Origin of the sequence: Micromonospora sp. WMMD712, from assembly GCF_029581295.1 — a bacterium.
Taxonomy (GTDB): Bacteria; Actinomycetota; Actinomycetes; order Mycobacteriales; family Micromonosporaceae; genus Micromonospora; species Micromonospora carbonacea.
Window position 1 is genome coordinate 6,621,093 of record NZ_CP120743.1, and the last position, 18,384, is coordinate 6,639,476.

Here is an 18,384-nt window from a genome sequence, read left to right on the forward strand (position 1 = left end):
GGCCGACCGGCCCGGCGGGCCGGACGGCCAGCGGCGTCGCCATGTCGGCGACATGGCGGGTTCCCGCCGCCGGGATACCCCCATGTCGCCGACATGGCGCGCCGGCAGCTCGCGAGGCGCGCCGGCAACCCGCCGGGCGAGGCGCGCCGGCGGCCCGTCGGGCCGGCCTTGGCGGGCGGTTCCGCCGGGGGCTGGTAGGCTGGCGGGGACGTCGGCTGACCGACGTGGGGCCTCGCGTGCCTGCACGACGCCGCGGGTGCGAGGAACCGGCCCGTTTCCGGTCCCCTGACCGATCCGACGGGCATCACCGAACAACCCACGAAACAGGGAGAACATGGCGCTCGACCAGGAAGCCAAGGCCAAGATCCGCGCGGAGTACGCGACCGCCGAGGGCGACACCGGCTCGCCGGAGGTGCAGGTCGCGGTCCTCACCAAGCGGATCGCCGAGCTCACCGAGCACCTCAAGGTGCACAAGCACGACCACCACAGCCGCCGCGGGCTGCTGCTGCTGGTCGGCCGTCGCCGTCGGCTGCTCAACTACGTCCAGAAGAAGGACATCAACCGCTACCGGTCGCTCATCGAGCGGCTCGGCCTGCGCCGATGACGTCACGGGGGAGCGGCCCGCGTGGGCCGCTCCCCCGTTCGGCGTCCACCTCCTGAACGCCCGTTCGGCGTCCGGGACCGGCGGAACAGGCCGCCGGGCCGGAAGGAAGAGGGCCCGCGAGGGCCCGTAGGAAAGGCCCGGCAGCGCCGGAAGGAAGCCCGGAAGGGATCCGCCTTCCGGCGACCGAGAAGGAACGGCCCTCGGAGCGTCGAGGGCACGAAGGAACAGAACGGCCCTCGGAGCGTCGAGGGCGCCAAGGAACAACAGGGGCCGCGCGACCACCCGACAGGGAGCCGGTCAGCGTACCGGTCTCCGGTAGTGGCCCCCGGGAGCCCCGGCAGTCGCCGGCACCCCGGGCGCTTCGATCGAAGACCGGCCGTCTGAGCAGCTCCCCGCGTCGCGGACCCCCCGATGCGAAGGAGCACCACCGCACCATGACCGAGCACAACCTCGGCACCGAGTCCCGCACCGCCGTGATCGACAACGGGTCCTTCGGCACCCGCGAGATCACCTTCTCCACCGGCCGGCTGGCCCGCCAGGCCGCCGGCTCCGTCGTCGCCCAGCTCGGCGAGACGGTCGTCCTGTCCGCCACCACCGCCGGCAAGCAGCCGAAGGAGCAGTTCGACTTCTTCCCGCTGACCGTCGACGTCGAGGAGCGGATGTACGCCGCGGGCCGGATCCCCGGCTCGTTCTTCCGCCGCGAGGGCCGGCCCAGCGAGGACGCGATCCTCACCTGCCGGCTGATCGACCGGCCGCTGCGCCCGTCGTTCGTCAAGGGCCTGCGCAACGAGGTCCAGGTCGTCGAGACCGTCCTCGCGCTCGACCCGCAGCACCCGTACGACGTGGTCGCGATCAACGCCGCGTCGATGTCGACCAAGCTCTCCGGCCTGCCGTTCTCCGGCCCGATCGGCGCGACCCGAGTCGCGCACGTCGACGGCCAGTGGGTCGCCTTCCCGACCCTGGAGGAGCTGGCCCGGGCCACCTTCGACATGGTCGTGGCGGGCCGCACCCTCGCCGACGGCGAGGTCGCGATCATGATGGTCGAGGCCGAGGCGACCCCGCACGCCGTGACCCTGATCGCGGGCGGCGCCACCGCGCCGACCGAGGAGGTCGTCGCCAGCGGCCTGGAGGCCGCCAAGCCGGCCATCCGCGAGCTGTGCCGCGCGCAGAGCGAGCTGGCCGAGGTGGCCGCCAAGCCGGTCGCCGAGTTCCCGGTCTTCCTCGACTACCAGCCCGACGTCTACGACGCGGTGGCCGACGTGGCCCGCGCCGAGGTCGCCGAGGCCCTCAAGATCGCCGGCAAGGCCGACCGCGAGGAGGCCCTGGACCGGATCAAGGCCAAGGTCGCCGAGGAGCTGGGCGCCCGCTTCGAGGGCCGGGAGAAGGAGCTGTCCGCCGCGTTCCGGTCGCTGACCAAGTCCGAGGTCCGCAACCGGGTGCTGCGCGAGCAGGTCCGGATCGACGGCCGGGGCCCGCGCGACATCCGCCCGCTGACCGCCGAGGTCGGCGTCCTGCCCCGCGTGCACGGCTCGGCGCTGTTCGAGCGCGGCGAGACCCAGATCCTGGGCGTGACCACCCTCAACATGCTGCGCATGGAGCAGATGGTGGACACCCTCTCGCCGGAGAACCGCAAGCGCTACATGCACAACTACAACTTCCCGCCGTACTCGACCGGGGAGACCGGCCGGGTCGGCTCGCCGAAGCGGCGCGAGATCGGCCACGGCGCGCTCGCCGAGCGGGCGCTGATCCCGGTGCTGCCCTCGCGCGAGGAGTTCCCGTACGCCATCCGGCAGGTCTCGGAGGCGCTCGGCTCCAACGGCTCCACCTCGATGGGCTCGGTCTGCGCCTCGACGCTGGGCCTGCTCTCGGCCGGTGTGCCGCTGAAGGCGCCGGTGGCCGGCATCGCCATGGGCCTCATCTCCGACGAGGTCGAGGGCAAGACGCGGTACGTGACGCTCACCGACATCCTCGGGGCCGAGGACGCGTTCGGCGACATGGACTTCAAGGTCGCCGGCACGCCGGAGTTCGTCACCGCCCTCCAGCTCGACACCAAGCTCGACGGCATCCCGTCGGACGTGCTGGCCGCCGCGCTCCAGCAGGCGTACGAGGCCCGGCAGACCATCCTCGACGTGATGCAGCGGGCCATCGAGGCGCCGGCCGAGATGTCGGAGTACGCGCCGCGGGTCACCACCGTGAAGATCCCGGTCGACAAGATCGGCATGGTGATCGGCCCGAAGGGGCAGACGATCAACGCCATCCAGGACGAGACCGGCGCCGAGATCTCCATCGAGGACGACGGCACCATCTACGTCGGCGCGACCAACGGCCCGTCGGCCCAGGCCGCCGTCGACCGGATCAACGGGATCGCCAACCCGACCCTGCCGAAGGCGGGGGAGCGGTTCCTGGGCACGGTGGTCAAGACCGCCGCGTTCGGCGCGTTCATCTCGCTGCTGCCGGGCCGCGACGGCCTGCTGCACATCTCCAAGGTGGGCGACGGCAAGCGGGTCGACAAGGTCGAGGACTTCCTCAACGTCGGCGACAAGGTCGAGGTGGAGATCGCGGACATCGACGCCCGCGGCAAGATCTACCTGGACAAGGTCCGCCCGGAGGGCGCCGAGGCGCCGGCCGCCACCGGCGAGGTCGCCGGCGACGAGCGCCCGGCCGGCCGGGGCGGCGACCGGGGCCCGCGCGACCGCGGGGACCGCGAGCGCGGCGACCGGGGCGGCCGTGGCCCGGGCGGCGGCGAGCGCGGCCAGGGCGGCGGCGAGGGTGGCGAGGGCGGCGAGCGTCCGCGCCGCCGGACCCGGCACAGCTGACGTTCCCACCACCGCCGGCCGCCCGCCCCGGGCGGCCGGCGGCACCGCACCACCCACCCCTCGTCGAACTGAGAGCAGGTTTCCGTGAGCCGGGCCCAGCGCGCGTCTTTCCCTGCGGGTCGACGGGGGGTGGCCCCGTCCGGGGCCGTCCGGCACGCCGCCGGGGAGCAGCCCGGGCGGGCCGGCGGGTCGGCCCGCGCGGTCACCCGCACGCTGAGCGACGACCCGCTGGGCGGGACGGTGCGCCGTACCGTGCTGCCCAGCGGGCTGCGCGTGCTCACCGAGGCGATCCCCGCGATGCGCAGCGTGTCGTTCGGCATCTGGGTGTCCGTCGGCTCCCGCGACGAGACCGGCCCCCAGGCCGGTGCCGCGCACTTCCTGGAGCACCTGCTCTTCAAGGGCACCCACAAGCGCACGGCCCTGGAGATCTCCGCCGAGATCGAGGCGGTGGGCGGCGAGACGAACGCCTTCACCACGAAGGAATACACCTGCTACTACGCCCGCGTGCTGGACGAGGACCTGCCGCTGGCCATCGACGTCATGTGCGACGCGGTCGCCGACTCGCTGCTGGAGCCGGCCGACGTGGAGACCGAGCGCGGCGTCATCCTCGAAGAGATCGCCATGCACGACGACGAGCCGGGCGACGAGGTGCACGACCTGTTCACCCGCGTCGTCTACGGCGACCATCCCCTCGGCCGGCTGATCTCCGGCACGGAGGAGACGGTCACCCCGATGACCCGCCGGCAGATCCAGGACTTCTACCGCCGCCACTACACCGCGCCGCAGATCGTGGTCGCCGCCGCCGGCAACCTCGACCACGCCGTCGTGGTCCGGCTGGTCCGCGAGGCGCTCGCCGGCACCCCGCTGGACACCGACCCGGCCGCGCCGGCCCCGCACCGGCCGGCCGCCCCGGTCGTACGCGTGCAGCCCGCGGCCACCCTGGTCGAGCCGAAGGAGACCGAGCAGGCGCACGTCGTCCTCGGCTGCCCCGGCATCGACCGCGTCGACGGGCGGCGCTTCGCCCTCGGGGTGCTCAACAACGTCCTCGGCGGCGGCATGTCGAGCCGCCTGTTCCAGGAGATCCGGGAGCGGCGCGGCCTGGCCTACTCGGTCTACTCCTACGCGAGCCAGTACGCCGACAGCGGCGTGTTCGCCGTGTACGCCGGGTGCGCCCCCGGCAAGGTCGACGAGGTGCTGGAGCTGACCCGCGCCGAGCTGCGCCGGGTGGCCGCCGACGGGCTGACGGAGGCCGAGGTGGCCCGGGGCAAGGGGATGAGCAAGGGCTCGTTCGTGCTGGGCCTGGAGGACACCGGCTCCCGGATGAGCCGGCTGGCCAAGGGCGAGCTGCTCTACGGCGACCTGATGCCGGTGGACGAGCTGCTGGCCCGCGTCGACGCGGTGACCGTGGCCGACGTGAACACCCTCGCCGCCGACCTGCTGACCCAGCCGATGTCCCTGGCCGTCGTCGGGCCGTTCGGCGAGCGCGACTTCTCCGCCTGACCGGCAGCCCGACCACGCCGACCGGCTGCCCGACCGTGCGCCGTCGGCGTCGCCGTCCGCCCGTGGGACGGCCGGCGACCGGCCCGGTGCGGCCGGTGCGGCTGGGATAGGTTGTGGCCGTGACTGACGAGCAGGGGAAGGGCCCGCAGGGGCCGATCCGGGTCGCCGTGCTGGGTGCCCGGGGCCGGATGGGCGTCGAGGTGTGCCGGGCCGTCGAGGCGGCCGCCGACCTGGAGCTGGTGGCGGCGATCGACCAGGGCGACGACCGGTCTGCCGCCGCCGGCGCCGAGGTGGCCGTCGACTTCACCACCCCCGACGTCGTGCTGGACAACCTGCGCTGGTGCGTCGAGGCGGGCGTGCACGCCGTGGTCGGCACCACCGGCTTCACCGGGCGGCGGCTCGACCAGGTGCGCGACTGGCTGGCCGCCCGGCCGGAGGTCGGCGTGGTGATCGCCCCCAACTTCGGCATCGGCGCGGTGCTGATGATGCAGTTCGCGGAGCGGGCGGCCCGCCACTTCGAGTCCGTCGAGATCATCGAGCAGCACCACCCGCGCAAGCTGGACGCCCCCAGCGGCACCGCCACCCACACCGCCCGCCGGATCGCGCAGGCCCGCGCCGAGGCCGGGCTGGGCCCGGCCCCGGACGCCACGAAGGACGAGGTGCCGGGCGCGCGGGGGGCCGACATCGACGGGGTACGCGTGCACGCCGTCCGCGCCACCGGCCTGGTCGCGCACCAGGAGGTGCTGTTCGGCACGGCCGGCGAGACGCTGACCATCCGGCACGACTCGTACGACCGGGCGTCGTTCATGCCGGGCGTGCTGCTGGCGGTGCGCGCGGTGCGTACCCGTCCGGGCCTGACCATCGGCCTGGACCCGCTGCTCGACTGACGGGCGGCGCGTCCCCGGCCGGCGCTGCGCGGGCGGGTCGATGCCGCCGGGGACGACCGGCCCCGGCGGGGAAAGCGGTCGCCGGCCCGCCGCGCCGCGCCTAGGCTGCCGCGGTGATCGACTCGAAGCTCCACGACCGGGCCGGCCGGCACGTCACCCTGCGCCCGGTCGACGACGACAACTGGCGGGCCGTCGCCGACGTCGCGCCCCGCGACGACCAGCGCGCCTGGGTCTACCCGATGGCCGCCCGTTACCTGCTGACCAGCCTGCGTGGCGACGTGTGGACCTCGCTGGCCGTCTACGCCGACGACACCGTCGTCGGGCACGTCATGTGGGGCGTCGACGACGACGGCGCGCGCTGGATCGGCGGGATGGTCGTCGACGCCGCCGAGCAGGGCCGGGGGGTCGGGGCGGCCACGGTGGCGACCCTGGCGACGTGGCTGCGCGCCCAGCCCGGCTGCGCCGCCGTGCGCCTGTCGTACCACCCCGACAACCCGGCTGCGGCCACCCTCTATCCCCGCCTGGGCTTCGCCCTGACCGGCGAGCGGGAGGACGACGAGGTGGTCGCCGAGCTGGTCACCCCGCCGACCCCCTGACGCCCGCCCCGGCGGCGGGGCGGGGGGCGGGGACCGGGGTGGCGGTCAGGGCCGGCGGGAGGCGGTCGACGGTGGCCTCGCCGGCGGCGGTGACCGTGACGTCGACCCGGGCGCCCGCGACGCGCAGGTTGCGCGCGGCGAGGGCCCCGAGCCCCGGGCCGGCGAGCGGGGCCAGGCGCACCCGGCCGGCCGGCACGTCGGGGTAGAGCCCGACGCCGGCCTGGAGCAGCAGCACCGCCGACGCGGCGGACCACGCCTGCGGCCGGCAGGCCGCCGGGTACGGCACGGGCCGCCCGAGCAGCCCCCGGTCGTCGCCGCCGTAGAGCTCGGGCAGCCGGTGGTCGAACGCCTCGGCGGCGGCGAGCAGCCCGTCGGCCAGGCCGAGCGCCGCCGTGCGGAAGCCGGCCCGGGCCAGCCCGGCGAGCACGATCGCCGTGTCGTGGGTCCAGATCGAACCGCAGTGGTACGACAGCGGGCTGAACCCGGCGTCGCCGGTGGACATGGTGCGCAGCCCGAAGCCGCCGGCCAGGGACTCGGTGGTGAGCAGCCGGGCGACCTGTGCCGACTCGTCGGCGGTGAGCAGACCGGTGCCGAGCAGGTGGCCGATGTTGCTGGTCAGCGAGTCGACCGGGCGCTTGTCCCGGTCCAGCGCCAGCGCCGGCTGGGGGCCGTGCGGCCCGTCGACCCAGAAGGTGGCCCGGAACCGCTCGGCCAGCCGGGCCGCGTGGGCGCGCCACCGGTCCCCGCCGGGGCGGTCGAACGCGTCCAGCAGCGCCGCGCCGGCGACCGCCGCCTCGTACGCGTAGCCCTGCACCTCGGCCAGGACGATCGGCGCCTGCGCCTGCCGGCCGTCGCGGAACCGGACGGCGTCGCCGGAGTCCTTCCAGCCCTGGTTGGACAGGCCGTGGCCGGTGGTGTCGACGTACTCGACGAGGCCGTCGCCGTCGGCGTCGGCGTGCTCGCCGAGCCAGGCCAGCGCGGCCTCCAGGTGCGGCAGGAGCGGCTGCACCTGCTCGGCCGGCAGCCCCCAGCGCCAGGCGTCGTGCAGCAGCGCGACCCAGAGCAGCGTGGCGTCGACGGTGCCGTAGTACGCCGGGGGCAGCCGCAGCCCCGCGCCGGCGGCGAACTCGTGCCGGCGCAGCTCGTGCAGGATCTTGCCGGGTGCCTCGCCGGTGGCCGGGTCGACCCGGGTGCCCTGCCGGCGGGCCAGCACCCGCAGCGTGCCGGCGGCCAGCTCGGTGCCCAGCGGCAGCAGCATCCGGGCCGCCCACAGGCTGTCGCGCCCGAAGAGGGTGAGGAACCAGGGCACCCCGGCGGCGAGGAAGACGTCGCCGGGGTGGGCGGGCTCGGCCAGGCGCAGGGCGTGCAGGTCGTCCAGGGAGCGGTCGAGCAGGCGGACGAGCCGCCGGTCGTCGGCGGTGACGTCGGGGCGGGCCCAGGTGGGCGCGGCGGGCGGGGCGGTCACCACGGCGCGGGGGTCGTCGACGGCGAGCCGCCAGCGCAGCGTGACCGCGCCGCGCGGGGGCAGCTCGACCGGCCAGCTCAGCCGGGGCGCGGTGGCCCGGTCGCCGGTGGCGTCGACGGTCGCGCCCTCGCCGGTGACGGTGACGGTGGTGCCGCCGCCGGACCAGGCGAGGCGGCCGGGGCCGTCGGCGCGGGCCGCCAGCGGGTCGGCGGCGTCGCCGGACTTGACCAGCTCGATCGGGGCGAGGTCGCAGCCGAGGTCGACGCTGACGGTGGCCCGGACCCCGGTGGCGGCGGTGGAGACGACGTGGATCTCCTCGGTGAGGCCGGCCGGTGCGAGACGGCGGACCCGGTCGACCCGGACGGTCGGGTCGGGCCCGGGGTCGCCGAGCCACCGGGCGAGGCCGGCGAAGCGGGCGGCGTGCGGGCCGACGGGCCCCCGGGCCAGCGCCTCGGGCTCGCGGTCGTCGACGCGCAGCTCGGCCCGGGACAGCACGCGGGCGTCGGCGTGGAAGACGCCCTGCACGCCGGACGGGCGGACCTGTCCGGCCGCATCGCCCAGCGCGCTGGTCGGGGCGTGGACCAGCCCGACGAGGTCGTGCAGCAGGGGTTGCAGGCGGGGTGGGGGCACGGCGGGGCTCCAGTCTTGACAGATCGTCCGGGGCGGTGCAAGGTTCGAAACATTCCGGCAACTTGAACGATCTAATCCTGCCGGATCGACATTTGATCGTTCAAGACCGCAAGGGGGATTCATGTCGCAGAAGGTGACCATCTCCACTGTGGCCCAGCACGCCCGGGTGAGCCGCCAGACGGTGTCCAACGTGCTCAACGCGCCGCACATCGTCCGCGAGGAGACCCGCCGCCGGGTGCAGGAGGCGATCACCGAGCTCGGCTACCGCGCCAACCAGGCCGCCCGGCAGATGCGCACCGGCCGGTCCCGGCTCATCGCCGTCCGCATCGAGCCGACCCGGGACGGGATCAACGGCTCCGTGCTCGACCGCTTCCTGCACGGGCTCACCGAGACCGCCGAGGGCGCCGGCTACCGGGTCATGCTCTACACCGCCACCGACGCCCACCAGGAGATCGACGCCTTCGACGACCTGCTCGGCGCGTACGACCTGGACGCGTTCGTGCTCACCGGCACCGAGCGCGGCGACCCCCGTACCGCGTGGCTGGCCGGGCGGGACGTGCCGTTCGTGACGTTCGGCCGCCCGTGGGACGCGCCCGACCCGCACCCCTGGGTCGACGTCGACAACGCCGCCGGGACGGCCCAGGCCACCCGTCACCTGCTGGCCACCGGCCACCGGCGGATCGGCTACATCGGCTGGCCGCTGCCCACCTCGGCGGTCGGCGGCGAGCGCCGCTCCGGCTGGCACGAGACGCTGCGCGAGGCCGGCGTCGACCCCGGCGGGCTGGACCGCGAGACCGTCGACGGCATCGCCGAGGGCGAGCGGACGATGCGCGAACTGCTCGCCGTGGCCGAGCCGCCGACCGCCGTCGTCTGCGCCAGCGACTCCCTCGCCCTCGGCGCGCTCCAGGCGGTGCGCGGCAGCGCCGCGTACGCCCCGCCCGCCGGCCCCCCGACGCCCGGCGGGCCCGTCGCCGTCGTCGGCTTCGACGACACCCCCGTCGCCGCCGCCGTCGGCCTGACCAGCGTCAGCCAGCCCCTCGGCGTGGCCGCCGCCCGCTGCGTCGACCTGCTCACCGGCGTGCTCGACGGGCAACCCGTCGACTCGCCGGTGCTGCTCCAGCCGTCGCTGGTGCGACGCCAGACCGCGTGACCCCACCACCCCCAGGAGAGTGAGATGACACCCCGATCCCTGCGCCGCGCGGCAGTCGCCGGCGTCGCCGCCGTGGCGCTGCTCGGCTCCGCGGCCTGCGGCAGCGGCTTCGACGACTCCACCGACGCCGCCCAGTCCGCCGGCCCGGCCAGCCTCCAGATCCTGATCGGCTCCTCCGGCGACGCCGAGACGAAGGCCGTCCAGGCCGCCGCCGCGACGTGGGCCGCCGGCTCCGGCAACAGCGCGACCGTCACCCCGGCGCAGGACCTCACCCAGCAGCTCGGCCAGGCCCTCGCCGGGGGCAGCCCGCCCGACGTCTTCTACGTCGACGCCAGCCGGTTCGCCGACTACGCCAGCGTCGGCGCGCTGGAGCCCTACGGCGACCGGATCAGCAGCCCGGACGACTTCTACCCCAGCCTGCGCACCACGTTCACGTACAACGGCAGGCTCTACTGCGCGCCCAAGGACTTCTCCACCCTCGCCCTCCAGATCAACACGGAGCTGTGGGCGAAGGCCGGCCTGACCGACGCCGACGTGCCGACCACCTGGGACCAGCTCGACGCCGCCGCCCGGAAGATCAAGGCCAGGGGCCTGGTCCCGCTGGCCCTCGGCGACACCCGGGACCGGATCGGCGCGTTCCTCGTGCAGAGCGGCGGCTGGCTGGTCAGCCCCGACGGCAAGCAGGCCACCGCCGACACCCCGGAGAACCTGGCCGCGCTCCAGTACGTGCGGACGATGCTGGACGAGGGCCTGGCCCGGTATCCGAAGCAGCTCGACGCCGGCTGGTCCGGCGAGGCGTTCGGCAAGGGCAAGGCCGTCATGACCATCGAGGGCAACTGGATCAAGGGCGCCCTCCAGAACGACTTCCCCGACGTGAAGTACCGCGTCGTCGAGCTGCCCGCCGGCCCGAAGGGCAAGGGGACGCTCTCCTTCACCCAGTGCTGGGGCATCGCCGCCAAGAGCCGGTACAAGGAGCAGGCGATCAAGTTCGTCGAGGCGATGACCGCCGGCGACCAGCAGATGGCGTTCGCCAAGGCGTTCGGCGTGATGCCGTCCCGGCAGTCCGTGCGCGACCAGTACACCGCCGCCTTCCCGGCCGACAAGCCGTTCGTCGACGGCGCGCAGTACGCCCAGGGCCCGGTGAACGCGCCGAAGATGGACAGCGTCCTCGGCGACCTCGACACCGGCCTACAGGGGCTGGCCACCGGCGACCCGAAGGCCGTCCTCGCCCGCTTCGACGCCAACGCCAGGGCGGCACTCGCCGGCTGAGGCGCAAGGAAGGGCCCCCTACTAACCGTATGCGTTAACAAGGGGCCCTTCCTTGCAGGGAGGAGGGAAGATGGGCAAGCGCGTCGCGCGGGGCGTCCGGAGCAACGAGAACCTCGCCGGGTGGCTCTTCGTCGCCCCGGTGGTCGTGATCCTCGGGCTGTTCCTGCTGCTGCCGATCCTGATGGCGCTCTGGGTGAGCCTCACCGACTGGAACGGCCAGGGCAGCCCGTTCACCGGTCGGGCCCCGTTCGTCGGGGCCGACAACTACACCCGGCTGTTCGCCGAGGAGGGGCTGGCCCGCCGCGACTTCATGACCAGCCTGCGCAACAACGCCTACTACGTGGCGATCGTGGTGCCGACCCAGACGGCGCTGGCCCTCGGGCTCGCCCTCGTCGTCAACAACCGGATGCTGCGGGGCAGGGGCTTCTTCCGCACCGCGTTCTACTTCCCCTCGGTGACCAGCTCGGTGGCGATCAGCGTGGTCTTCCTGTTCCTGTTCGCCAACTCCGGCGCGGTCAACGCCCTGCTCGGCATGCTCGGCGTCCGGGGGCCGCAGTGGTTCGCCGACCCCCGGGGCGTGCTGCACCTGCTGCTCGGCGCGGTCGGGGTGGACGCGCCGCCGGCCGCGCTCGCCGACGGCGGGCCGTTCGGGCTGAGCTGGTGGGACTGGCTGTCCGGGCCGAGCGTCGCCATGGTCTCGATCATCACGCTGGTCGTCTGGACCACCTCCGGCACGTTCATGCTGATGTTCCTCGCCGCGCTCCAGAACGTCCCGGTGGCCCTCGACGAGGCCAGCACCCTCGACGGGGCCGGCCGCTGGCAGCGCTTCCGGCACGTCACCCTGCCGATGATCAAGCCGACCACGTTCCTCGTGCTCACCCTCGGCCTGATCGGCTCCTGGCAGGTCTTCGACCAGGTGTACGTGATGAGCCAGGGCGAGCCGGCCAAGACCACGCTCACCCCCGCGTACCTGTCGTACCGCACCGCGTTCCGGGACTTCGACTACGGCTCCGGCGCGGCCATCTCGTTCGTGCTGTTCCTGATCATCATCGCGCTCACCCTGCTCCAGCGCCGGCTGATGGCCGACCGGGAGCCCGCCGCGCCCGGGCGCGGCCGGTGGTGGCGTCGACGCGTACCGGAAGGGGGTTGAGATGGCCGTGCTGACCGACCGGCCGGCGGCACCCGCGCCGCCCGCCCGGCCGCGCCGCGCCCGCGACCGTGGGGCCCGCACCCTGGCGAGCCGCCTCGTGGGGTACGCGGCCCTGGTCTTCTTCGCGCTGGTGTTCCTCTACCCGTTCGTCATCCAGATCGGCAACGCGCTCAAGACCGAGCCGGACGCGGCCGCCAACCCGCTCTCGCCGATCCCGGACCCGCTGTCGCTGGCCGGCTTCGAACGGATCTTCGCGGGCACCGCCTTCCCGCTCTGGCTCGGCAACTCGCTGCTGGTCACGGTGCTGGTCACCGCCGGCCGGGTGTTCTTCGACTCGCTCGCCGGCTACGCCCTGGCCCGGCTGCGCTTCCGGGGCCGCGCCGGGCTGTTCGCCGCGGTCGTCGCGGTGATGGCGGTGCCCGGCGTGGTGCTGCTGATCCCGAAGTTCCTCGTGCTCAACCAGCTCGGCATGTACGACAGCTACGCCGGCCTGGTGGTGCCGCTGCTCGCCGACGCGGCCGGCGTGTTCATCATGAAGCAGTTCTTCGAGTCGATCCCGGTCAGCGTGGAGGAGGCCGCCCGCATCGACGGGGCGAGCGTCTTCCGCACGTTCTGGTCGGTGGTGCTGCCGATGGCGAAGCCGGCGCTGATCACGCTGACCATCCTGTCGTTCCAGGGCTCCTGGAACGAGTTCCCGCACAGCCTGGTCGCGGTGCAGGACCCGGACCTGTTCACCCTGCCGCGCGGCCTGGCCGACCTGGTCAGCGGCTCGCTCGGCAAGGGCACCCAGTATCCGCTCAAGCTCGGCGCGGCGCTGCTGGCGACCATCCCGGTCGCGGTGATCTTCGTGGTCTTCCAGCGGTATTTCGTGCGGGACGCCAACGACGGCGCGGACAAGGGCTGACCGGCCTGCCGGGCCGTCGCTCCGCTGGCACTCCAGCTTCGGCTGCGCCGGCTCAGGGCAGCCGGCCCGGCAGCCCGAACAGCGGGAACAGGGCCGGGTCGAGGAAGTAGTCGAGCCGGGCGACCCGGCCGCCCCAGCAGCCGACGAGCTGGATCGAGAACGGCTGGTGCCCGCCCGCCGGATCCCGCCGGTACTGCGCGAACCCCGGGCTGCCGTTGACCGCCACCGGGACCAGCCGGGACCCCGCGCAGCCGGCGCCCGGGCCCGTCATCCAGCGCCCGATGTCGCCCGCGCCCCGCAGCCAGAGCCGGTAGGGCGGCATGGTCTGCACGGCGTCGGCCCGCAGCAGCGCGACCAGCGTGTCGATGTCGTAGCGCTCGAAGGCGTGCACGTAGCGGTCGAGCAGCTCGCGGTGCCCGCTGTCGAGGGCGGCGGCCGGCGGGTCGGCGTCGACGCACCGGGCGGCCAGCGTCGCGCGGGCCCGCTGCAACGCGCTGTTGACCGCCGCCACGCTGGTGTCGAGCAGGCCGGCGACCTCGTCGGCCCGCCAGCGCAGCACGTCGCGCAGGAGCAGCACGGCCCGCTGCCGGGGCGGCAGGTGCTGCAACGTGGCGACGAAGGCCAGCCGCACCGACTCCCGGGCCACCGCCACCTCGGCCGGGTCCCCGCCGGTGGGCAGCACCCGGGCGTCGGGGGCCGGCCCGACCCACTCCCCGGCGGGCCGGGGCTCGCCCAGCGCCGCCAGCACCGGCGCCGACGGGTCCGTGAGGTCGGTCGGGACCGCCCGGCGGGACCGCCCGCGCAGCAGGTCCAGGCACACGTTGGTGGCGATCCGGTAGACCCAGGTGCGCACGCTGGACCGGCCGTCGAAACCGGCCAGCCCCCGCCAGGCGCGCAGCAGCGTCTCCTGGACGGCGTCCTCCGCGTCGAAGGCCGAGCCGAGCATCCGGTAGCAGTAGCCGGTGAGCTCCACCCGGTGCTCCTCCAGTTGCCGCTCCGACGGCGGCGTCGACACGCTCATCCCGCCACCGTAGGCGGCACCACCGACATTCCCGGCAACCCCGACGCGCCGGCAGGCCGGCCCCGGCCGGCGGAGCCCGCCCGGTCAGCCGGCGGCGTCGTCCTCCGCCGCGCCCTCGGCCGGCACCGCCACGTGCAGCCGGAGCTGGTTGACCAGCATGTCGTCCACGTCGAGGGCCCGGGCCGCGCCGTCGGGCTCCCAGCCCGCGCCGGTGAGGAACTTCCGGGTCGCCGCGTCGGCGTCGAACGCCCACGCCACCGCCCGCCCGAAGCCGTCGGAGCGCCACAGGTCCACGCTCGCGGCGAGCAGCCGGCTGCCGTGCCCGCGCCGGCCCCAGCGCGGCTCGACCAGCAGGTCCGTCACCGCCACCACGCCGGACCCGAGCGCCTCGACCGGCTCGTTCGGGGCGAGGGACTCGGCGTCGGCCGGTCCGGACGCGGCAAATCCCACCAGATACGATTGTTCGGCCTGTTCGACGGCGACGAGCACCCGGTGCGTGCCCGAGGGCGGCTCCTGCACCGCCGCGCTCCACCGCCTGGCGAGATACTCCTCGTCCAGGTTGTCGAGCACGTGCCGGGGCAGGATCCGGCGATACGCGACCCGCCAGGTCGCGAGCTGGATGCGTGCGATCTCGCCGGCGTCTTCCGGACGCGCCGGGCGGACGTACCCGAGAGCCATGGGACGGAAGCCTACGCAGGGCGAGGGAGGCCACGGTGGCGCAGGGTGCCAAACGGACGATCGGGCAGGTCGCCGCGGTGGTCGGGCTCGCCCTCGCGGTGACCGCGTTCCTGTCCGTGGCGGCCGTGCGGCACGGCTTCTTCGACCTCAAGGTCTACTACGGCGCGCTCCACTTCTGGGTGCACGACGGCGGGGAGATCTACGACTTCCTCAAGCCCGGCACCCAGTACGGCTTCACCTACCCGCCCTTCGCCGCCCTGGTCATGCTGCCGATGGCCCTGCTGCCGTGGCCCGCCGCGATCGCGGTGAGCGTCGCCGCGTCGGTCGTGGTCAGCGCCGTGCTGATCTGGTGGCTGCTCGCCCCGGTCGCCCGCCGCCGCGGCTGGACCGGCTGGTTCGCCCTCGCCGTGGCGCTCTGCCTGGCCGCCGCGTTCGAGCCGATGCGCGAGACGGTCAACTTCGGCCAGGTCAACATGCTGCTGCTCTTCCTCGTCGCGGTGGACCTGCTGCGGCTGCTGCCGGCGGGCAACCGCTGGGCGGGAGTGGGCATCGGGCTGGCCACCGCGATCAAACTGACCCCGGGGATCTTCCTCGTCTACCTGCTGGTCACCGGTCGCTGGCGGGCCGCCCTGACCGCCGCCGGCACGGCCGCCGGGGCGTCCCTGGTCGCCGCCGCGCTGTTCCCCGACGCGTCCCGCGAGTTCTGGACCTCCGCGCTGTGGAACACCGGCCGCGTCGGCGAGCTGGCCTTCGTGTCGAACCAGTCGTTGCAGGGCGTGGTCGCCCGGCTCAACCCCGAACACCCCAGCACCGTGGCCTGGCTGGCGCTGGTGCTCGCCACCCTCGCCGCCTGGGCGTGGCGCTCGCGGGCCGCCGCCCGGGCCGGCGACGAGGCCACCGGCCTCGCCCTCACCGGCGCGCTGATGTGCCTGGTCAGCCCCGTGACCTGGGTGCACCACCTGGTCTGGCTGCTGCCCGGGCTGATCCTGCTGGTCGACAACGGCACGGCGGCCCCCGCGCGCAGCCGCCGACGCCGCGTCCTGCTGGCCGCCGCGATCATCGGGTACGCCCTGCTGTGCAGCCGCATCGTCTGGGCCTGGGAGAAGGACTTCACCGGCGTCGACGGGTTTCTCGGCAGCAACACCTACGTCTGGATCAGCCTCGCGCTGCTGCTGTTCCTGCCCGTGCGCCGCCCGGCCGGTCAGCCGTCGAGCAGCCCCGCGTACCTCAGCTCGACCAGCCCCAGCGGGGGCGCCCCGCCGGCCAGCGGCACCGGGTAGGTGGTCTGCTCGCCGTCGGGCGACAGCCCGGCCCGCTCGTAGAACCGCCGGGCCCGCCGGTTGTCCCGCAACACCCACAGCCGGTACGCCGTCCAGCCCCGCCCGGCCAGCCGCTGCTTCGCCGCCGCCAGCAGCCGCCCGGCCGTCCCGTCCCCCCAGAACGCCCGGTCGACGTACATGGTGAGCACCTCGCCGAGTGTATGGTCGAGGTCGGCCCGGTCCTGGTTGTTGCGGTACGGGCCGAACGTGGTGAACCCGATCACCGCGCCGTCGCGCTCGGCGAGCAGGGTGGTGAACGGGTGCTCCGGGTCCGCCGTGCCCAGGTCCCGGCGGCGCTGCGCCCAGGCCGCCACGTTGAGCCGCGCCAGCACCTCCGGCGGCATGAGGCCGGCGTAGCCGTCCTGCCAGCCGTGCACGTGCACCCGGGCCACCGCCTCGGCGTCGTCCGGCTCCTCGGGGCGGATGATCAGCATGCGTCCGTTCTATGCCCCGCCGGGCGTGAGGTCCAGCCAGCCGCACCGGTGTCGTACCGCTGGATTAGGGTGCCCGACGATGACCGCACCGGATTCGCTCTCGCTCGCCCAGGCCCGCCGGGTCGCCCTGGCCGCCCAGGGCTTCGCCGACCCGCCGCCGGCCGGCGTGCCCACCCGCCGGCACCTGCGTCGGGTCCTCGACCGGGTCGGGCTGATCCAGATGGACTCGGTCAACGTGCTGCAACGCGCGCACTACCTGCCGCTCTACAGCCGGCTCGGGCCCTACCCGACGGCCCTGCTCGACGCCGCGGCCTACCGCCGCCCCCGCGAGCTGTTCGAATACTGGGGGCACGAGGCGTCGCTGGTCCCCGTCGGGCTGCACGCGGCGCTGCGCTGGCGGATGGCCAAGGCCCGCGACGAGGCGTGGGGCGGGATGCGCCGCATCGCGCAGGAGCAGCCCGAGCTGGTGGCGTGGGTGCGCGACGAGGTCGCCGCCCGGGGCCCGCTCACCGCCGCCGAGATCGAGCACGACGCGCCCCGGGAGACCGGCAACTGGGGCTGGAACTGGTCGACCGTGAAGCGGGCGCTGGAGTTCCTCTTCTGGGCCGGCGAGGTCACCGCCGCCGACCGCACCCCGTCGTTCGCCCGTCGCTACGACCTGCCCGAGCGGGTACTGCCAGCCGCCGTGCTGGACGCGCCCACCCCGACCGACGCCGAGGCGCACCGCGCCCTGGTCGCGGTCGCCGCCCGTTCGCTCGGCGTGGCCGCCGAGCCGGAGCTGCGCGACTACTTCCGGCTGCCCGTCGCCGGGGCCCGGCGGGCGATCGCCGAGCTGGTCGAGTCCGGCGAGCTGACCCCGGTCACGGTCGAGGGCTGGCGGCACCCGGCCTACCTGCACGCCGCCGCCCGGCTGCCCCGCTGGGTGCGGGGCAACACCCTGGTCAGCCCGTTCGACCCGCTGGTGTGGGAGCGGGGGCGCACCGAGCGGCTGTTCGGCTTCGCCTACCGCATCGAGATCTACGTCCCGGCCCCGCAGCGGGTCCACGGCTACTACGTGCTGCCGTTCCTCCAGGGGGAGCGGTTCACCGCCCGGGTCGACCTGAAGGCCGACCGCCGGGCCGGCGTGCTGCTGGTGCCGGCCGCCTGGGCCGAGCCGGGGGCCGAGCCGGGGGAGACGGCGGTGGCCCTGGCCGCCGAGCTGCACCGGCTGGCCGGCTGGCTGGGGCTGAGCGCGGTCGCCCCGCCCGCCGCCGGTGACCTCGCCGTTCCGCTGGCCGCCGCCCTGAGGAGCGTGGCCGGTGTACCGTGAGCGGCGTGACGAGCGTCGACGGCCCGGCGGCCCCGCACCCACACCCGCACCCTGACGCGCAGGCCCCCGCGCCCGCGCCGGGGGAGTGGCCGCCGGGGGCGTACCCGGTGGCGGAGCCCGACCGGCTGACCCGCCTCGTGATGCGGGTGCACGCCCGGTCGCCGCGCTGGGCGGCCCCCCTGGCCGCGCTCGGCTGCGTCGGCCTCGGCATGGCGTACGCGCTGCTCAGCGACCCGACCCGGGCCGCGCCCGACGCCGCCCCCAGCTGCCTGCTGAAGCTCACCACCGGGCTGGACTGTCCGGGCTGCGGCGGCACCCGCGCGCTGTGGTACGTGCTGCACGGCGACCTGCCGGCCGCCGCCCGGCACCACTTCCTCTTCGTCTTCGTGCTGCCCTTCCTGGCCTACCTCTTCGTCGCCTGGGCGGGCCGGCAGGCGTTCGGCTGGCGGCTGCCGCAGCCGCAGGTCAGCTCGAAGGTGATCGGCGGCTTCCTGGCCCTGTGGCTGGCCTTCTCGGTGGCCCGCAACCTGCCCTGGGCCCCCTTCACCTCCCTCTACGTCTGACCCGGCGCCGAGCCCGACCCCGGCCCTGATGTCGTGAACGACTCAGCTCCCTAGGCGGGAGACCGGGTGGTCCCGGCCGGGGGGAGCGA

Annotated in this window: 16 protein-coding genes; 12 read left to right on the forward strand and 4 right to left on the reverse strand. The window is 74.8% G+C overall.

Translation table 11 applies throughout. The annotated features are described in order from the left end of the window. Positions 1-334 precede the first annotated feature (334 nt). From rpsO to O7633_RS28675, 5 genes are all read left to right on the forward strand, one after another. Positions 335-604, forward strand: a complete 270-nt coding sequence (gene rpsO / locus O7633_RS28655; protein WP_043962418.1) for a 30S ribosomal protein S15 — start codon at positions 335-337, stop codon at positions 602-604. A 434-nt stretch (positions 605-1,038) separates the two neighbouring features. Then, the gene (locus O7633_RS28660) at positions 1,039-3,420 is read left to right on the forward strand and encodes a polyribonucleotide nucleotidyltransferase (RefSeq protein ID WP_178063861.1); all 2,382 of its coding nucleotides are present in this window, start codon (positions 1,039-1,041) and stop codon (positions 3,418-3,420) included. A gap of 129 nt (positions 3,421-3,549) precedes the next feature. Next, the gene (locus O7633_RS28665; protein WP_282324618.1) at positions 3,550-4,920 is read left to right on the forward strand and encodes a pitrilysin family protein; all 1,371 of its coding nucleotides are present in this window, start codon (positions 3,550-3,552) and stop codon (positions 4,918-4,920) included. 119 nt (positions 4,921-5,039) lie between these two features. Beyond that, positions 5,040-5,807, forward strand: coding sequence for a 4-hydroxy-tetrahydrodipicolinate reductase (gene dapB / locus O7633_RS28670; protein ID WP_178063863.1), 768 nt, complete (start codon positions 5,040-5,042; stop codon positions 5,805-5,807). 113 nt (positions 5,808-5,920) lie between these two features. After that, entirely contained in the window at positions 5,921-6,403 is a 483-nt protein-coding gene (locus O7633_RS28675; protein ID WP_282324619.1) for a GNAT family N-acetyltransferase, read from the forward strand. Here O7633_RS28675 and O7633_RS28680 read toward each other — a convergent pair. Continuing rightward, positions 6,384-8,498, reverse strand: a complete 2,115-nt coding sequence (locus O7633_RS28680) for a glycogen debranching N-terminal domain-containing protein (RefSeq protein ID WP_282324620.1) — start codon at positions 8,496-8,498, stop codon at positions 6,384-6,386. The two genes, O7633_RS28675 and O7633_RS28680, sit on opposite strands and share 20 nt — an antisense overlap. A 121-nt stretch (positions 8,499-8,619) precedes the next feature. Here O7633_RS28680 and O7633_RS28685 point away from each other — a divergent pair, with 121 nt between their 5' ends. The 4 genes from O7633_RS28685 (at position 8,620) to O7633_RS28700 (ending at position 12,971) form a co-directional block, all read left to right on the forward strand. Continuing rightward, positions 8,620-9,648, forward strand: a complete 1,029-nt coding sequence (locus tag O7633_RS28685; protein WP_282324621.1) for a substrate-binding domain-containing protein — start codon at positions 8,620-8,622, stop codon at positions 9,646-9,648. 24 nt (positions 9,649-9,672) lie between these two features. Continuing rightward, positions 9,673-10,917: an extracellular solute-binding protein gene (locus O7633_RS28690; protein ID WP_282324622.1), complete on the forward strand. Its 1,245-nt coding sequence runs from the start codon at positions 9,673-9,675 to the stop codon at positions 10,915-10,917. 70 nt (positions 10,918-10,987) lie between these two features. After that, positions 10,988-12,067, forward strand: a complete 1,080-nt coding sequence (locus tag O7633_RS28695) for a sugar ABC transporter permease (RefSeq protein WP_282324623.1) — start codon at positions 10,988-10,990, stop codon at positions 12,065-12,067. 1 nt (position 12,068) lies between these two features. Next, positions 12,069-12,971, forward strand: coding sequence for a carbohydrate ABC transporter permease (locus tag O7633_RS28700; protein ID WP_282324624.1), 903 nt, complete (start codon positions 12,069-12,071; stop codon positions 12,969-12,971). A 52-nt stretch (positions 12,972-13,023) separates the two neighbouring features. Here O7633_RS28700 and O7633_RS28705 read toward each other — a convergent pair whose 3' ends face one another. Next, positions 13,024-13,992, reverse strand: a complete 969-nt coding sequence (locus O7633_RS28705; protein WP_282324625.1) for a sigma-70 family RNA polymerase sigma factor — start codon at positions 13,990-13,992, stop codon at positions 13,024-13,026. An 84-nt stretch (positions 13,993-14,076) separates the two neighbouring features. Continuing rightward, positions 14,077-14,670 carry a GNAT family N-acetyltransferase gene (locus O7633_RS28710; protein WP_282324626.1) on the reverse strand — a complete coding sequence of 198 codons (594 nt, stop codon included), beginning with the start codon at positions 14,668-14,670 and terminating at the stop codon, positions 14,077-14,079. A gap of 35 nt (positions 14,671-14,705) precedes the next feature. On the opposite strand from O7633_RS28710, the gene O7633_RS28715 reads away from it, so the two are divergent. Further along, entirely contained in the window at positions 14,706-15,950 is a 1,245-nt protein-coding gene (locus O7633_RS28715; RefSeq protein ID WP_348776306.1) for a glycosyltransferase family 87 protein, read from the forward strand. Here O7633_RS28715 and O7633_RS28720 read toward each other — a convergent pair. Further along, entirely contained in the window at positions 15,872-16,423 is a 552-nt protein-coding gene (locus O7633_RS28720) for a GNAT family N-acetyltransferase (protein ID WP_282324627.1), read from the reverse strand. The two genes, O7633_RS28715 and O7633_RS28720, sit on opposite strands and share 79 nt — an antisense overlap. 79 nt (positions 16,424-16,502) lie before the next feature. Here O7633_RS28720 and O7633_RS28725 point away from each other — a divergent pair, with 79 nt between their 5' ends. Then, positions 16,503-17,732 (forward strand): crosslink repair DNA glycosylase YcaQ family protein, encoded by a 1,230-nt coding sequence (locus tag O7633_RS28725; protein WP_282324628.1) that lies wholly within the window; start codon positions 16,503-16,505, stop codon positions 17,730-17,732. After that, a complete protein-coding gene (locus O7633_RS28730; protein ID WP_278133052.1) occupies positions 17,729-18,295 on the forward strand; it encodes a DUF2752 domain-containing protein in 567 nt (188 codons plus the stop codon). Before O7633_RS28725 ends, O7633_RS28730 begins: the two co-directional genes overlap by 4 nt. Positions 18,296-18,384: the final 89 nt, after the last annotated feature.

Bases quoted from the DNA above. Each gene is read 5' to 3' on its own strand.
- O7633_RS28660 (WP_178063861.1), top strand. From the start codon at position 1,039: ATGACCGAGCACAACCTCGGCACCGAGTCCCGCACCGCCGTGATCGAC.
- O7633_RS28690 (WP_282324622.1), top strand. From the start codon at position 9,673: ATGACACCCCGATCCCTGCGCCGCGCGGCAGTCGCCGGCGTCGCCGCC.
- O7633_RS28700 (WP_282324624.1), top strand. From the start codon at position 12,069: ATGGCCGTGCTGACCGACCGGCCGGCGGCACCCGCGCCGCCCGCCCGG.
- O7633_RS28720 (WP_282324627.1), bottom strand. From the start codon at position 16,423: ATGCTGATCATCCGCCCCGAGGAGCCGGACGACGCCGAGGCGGTGGCC.
- rpsO (WP_043962418.1), top strand. From the start codon at position 335: ATGGCGCTCGACCAGGAAGCCAAGGCCAAGATCCGCGCGGAGTACGCG.
- O7633_RS28695 (WP_282324623.1), top strand. From the start codon at position 10,988: ATGGGCAAGCGCGTCGCGCGGGGCGTCCGGAGCAACGAGAACCTCGCC.
- O7633_RS28705 (WP_282324625.1), bottom strand. From the start codon at position 13,992: ATGAGCGTGTCGACGCCGCCGTCGGAGCGGCAACTGGAGGAGCACCGG.
- O7633_RS28710 (WP_282324626.1), bottom strand. From the start codon at position 14,670: ATGGCTCTCGGGTACGTCCGCCCGGCGCGTCCGGAAGACGCCGGCGAG.
- O7633_RS28725 (WP_282324628.1), top strand. From the start codon at position 16,503: ATGACCGCACCGGATTCGCTCTCGCTCGCCCAGGCCCGCCGGGTCGCC.
- O7633_RS28685 (WP_282324621.1), top strand. From the start codon at position 8,620: ATGTCGCAGAAGGTGACCATCTCCACTGTGGCCCAGCACGCCCGGGTG.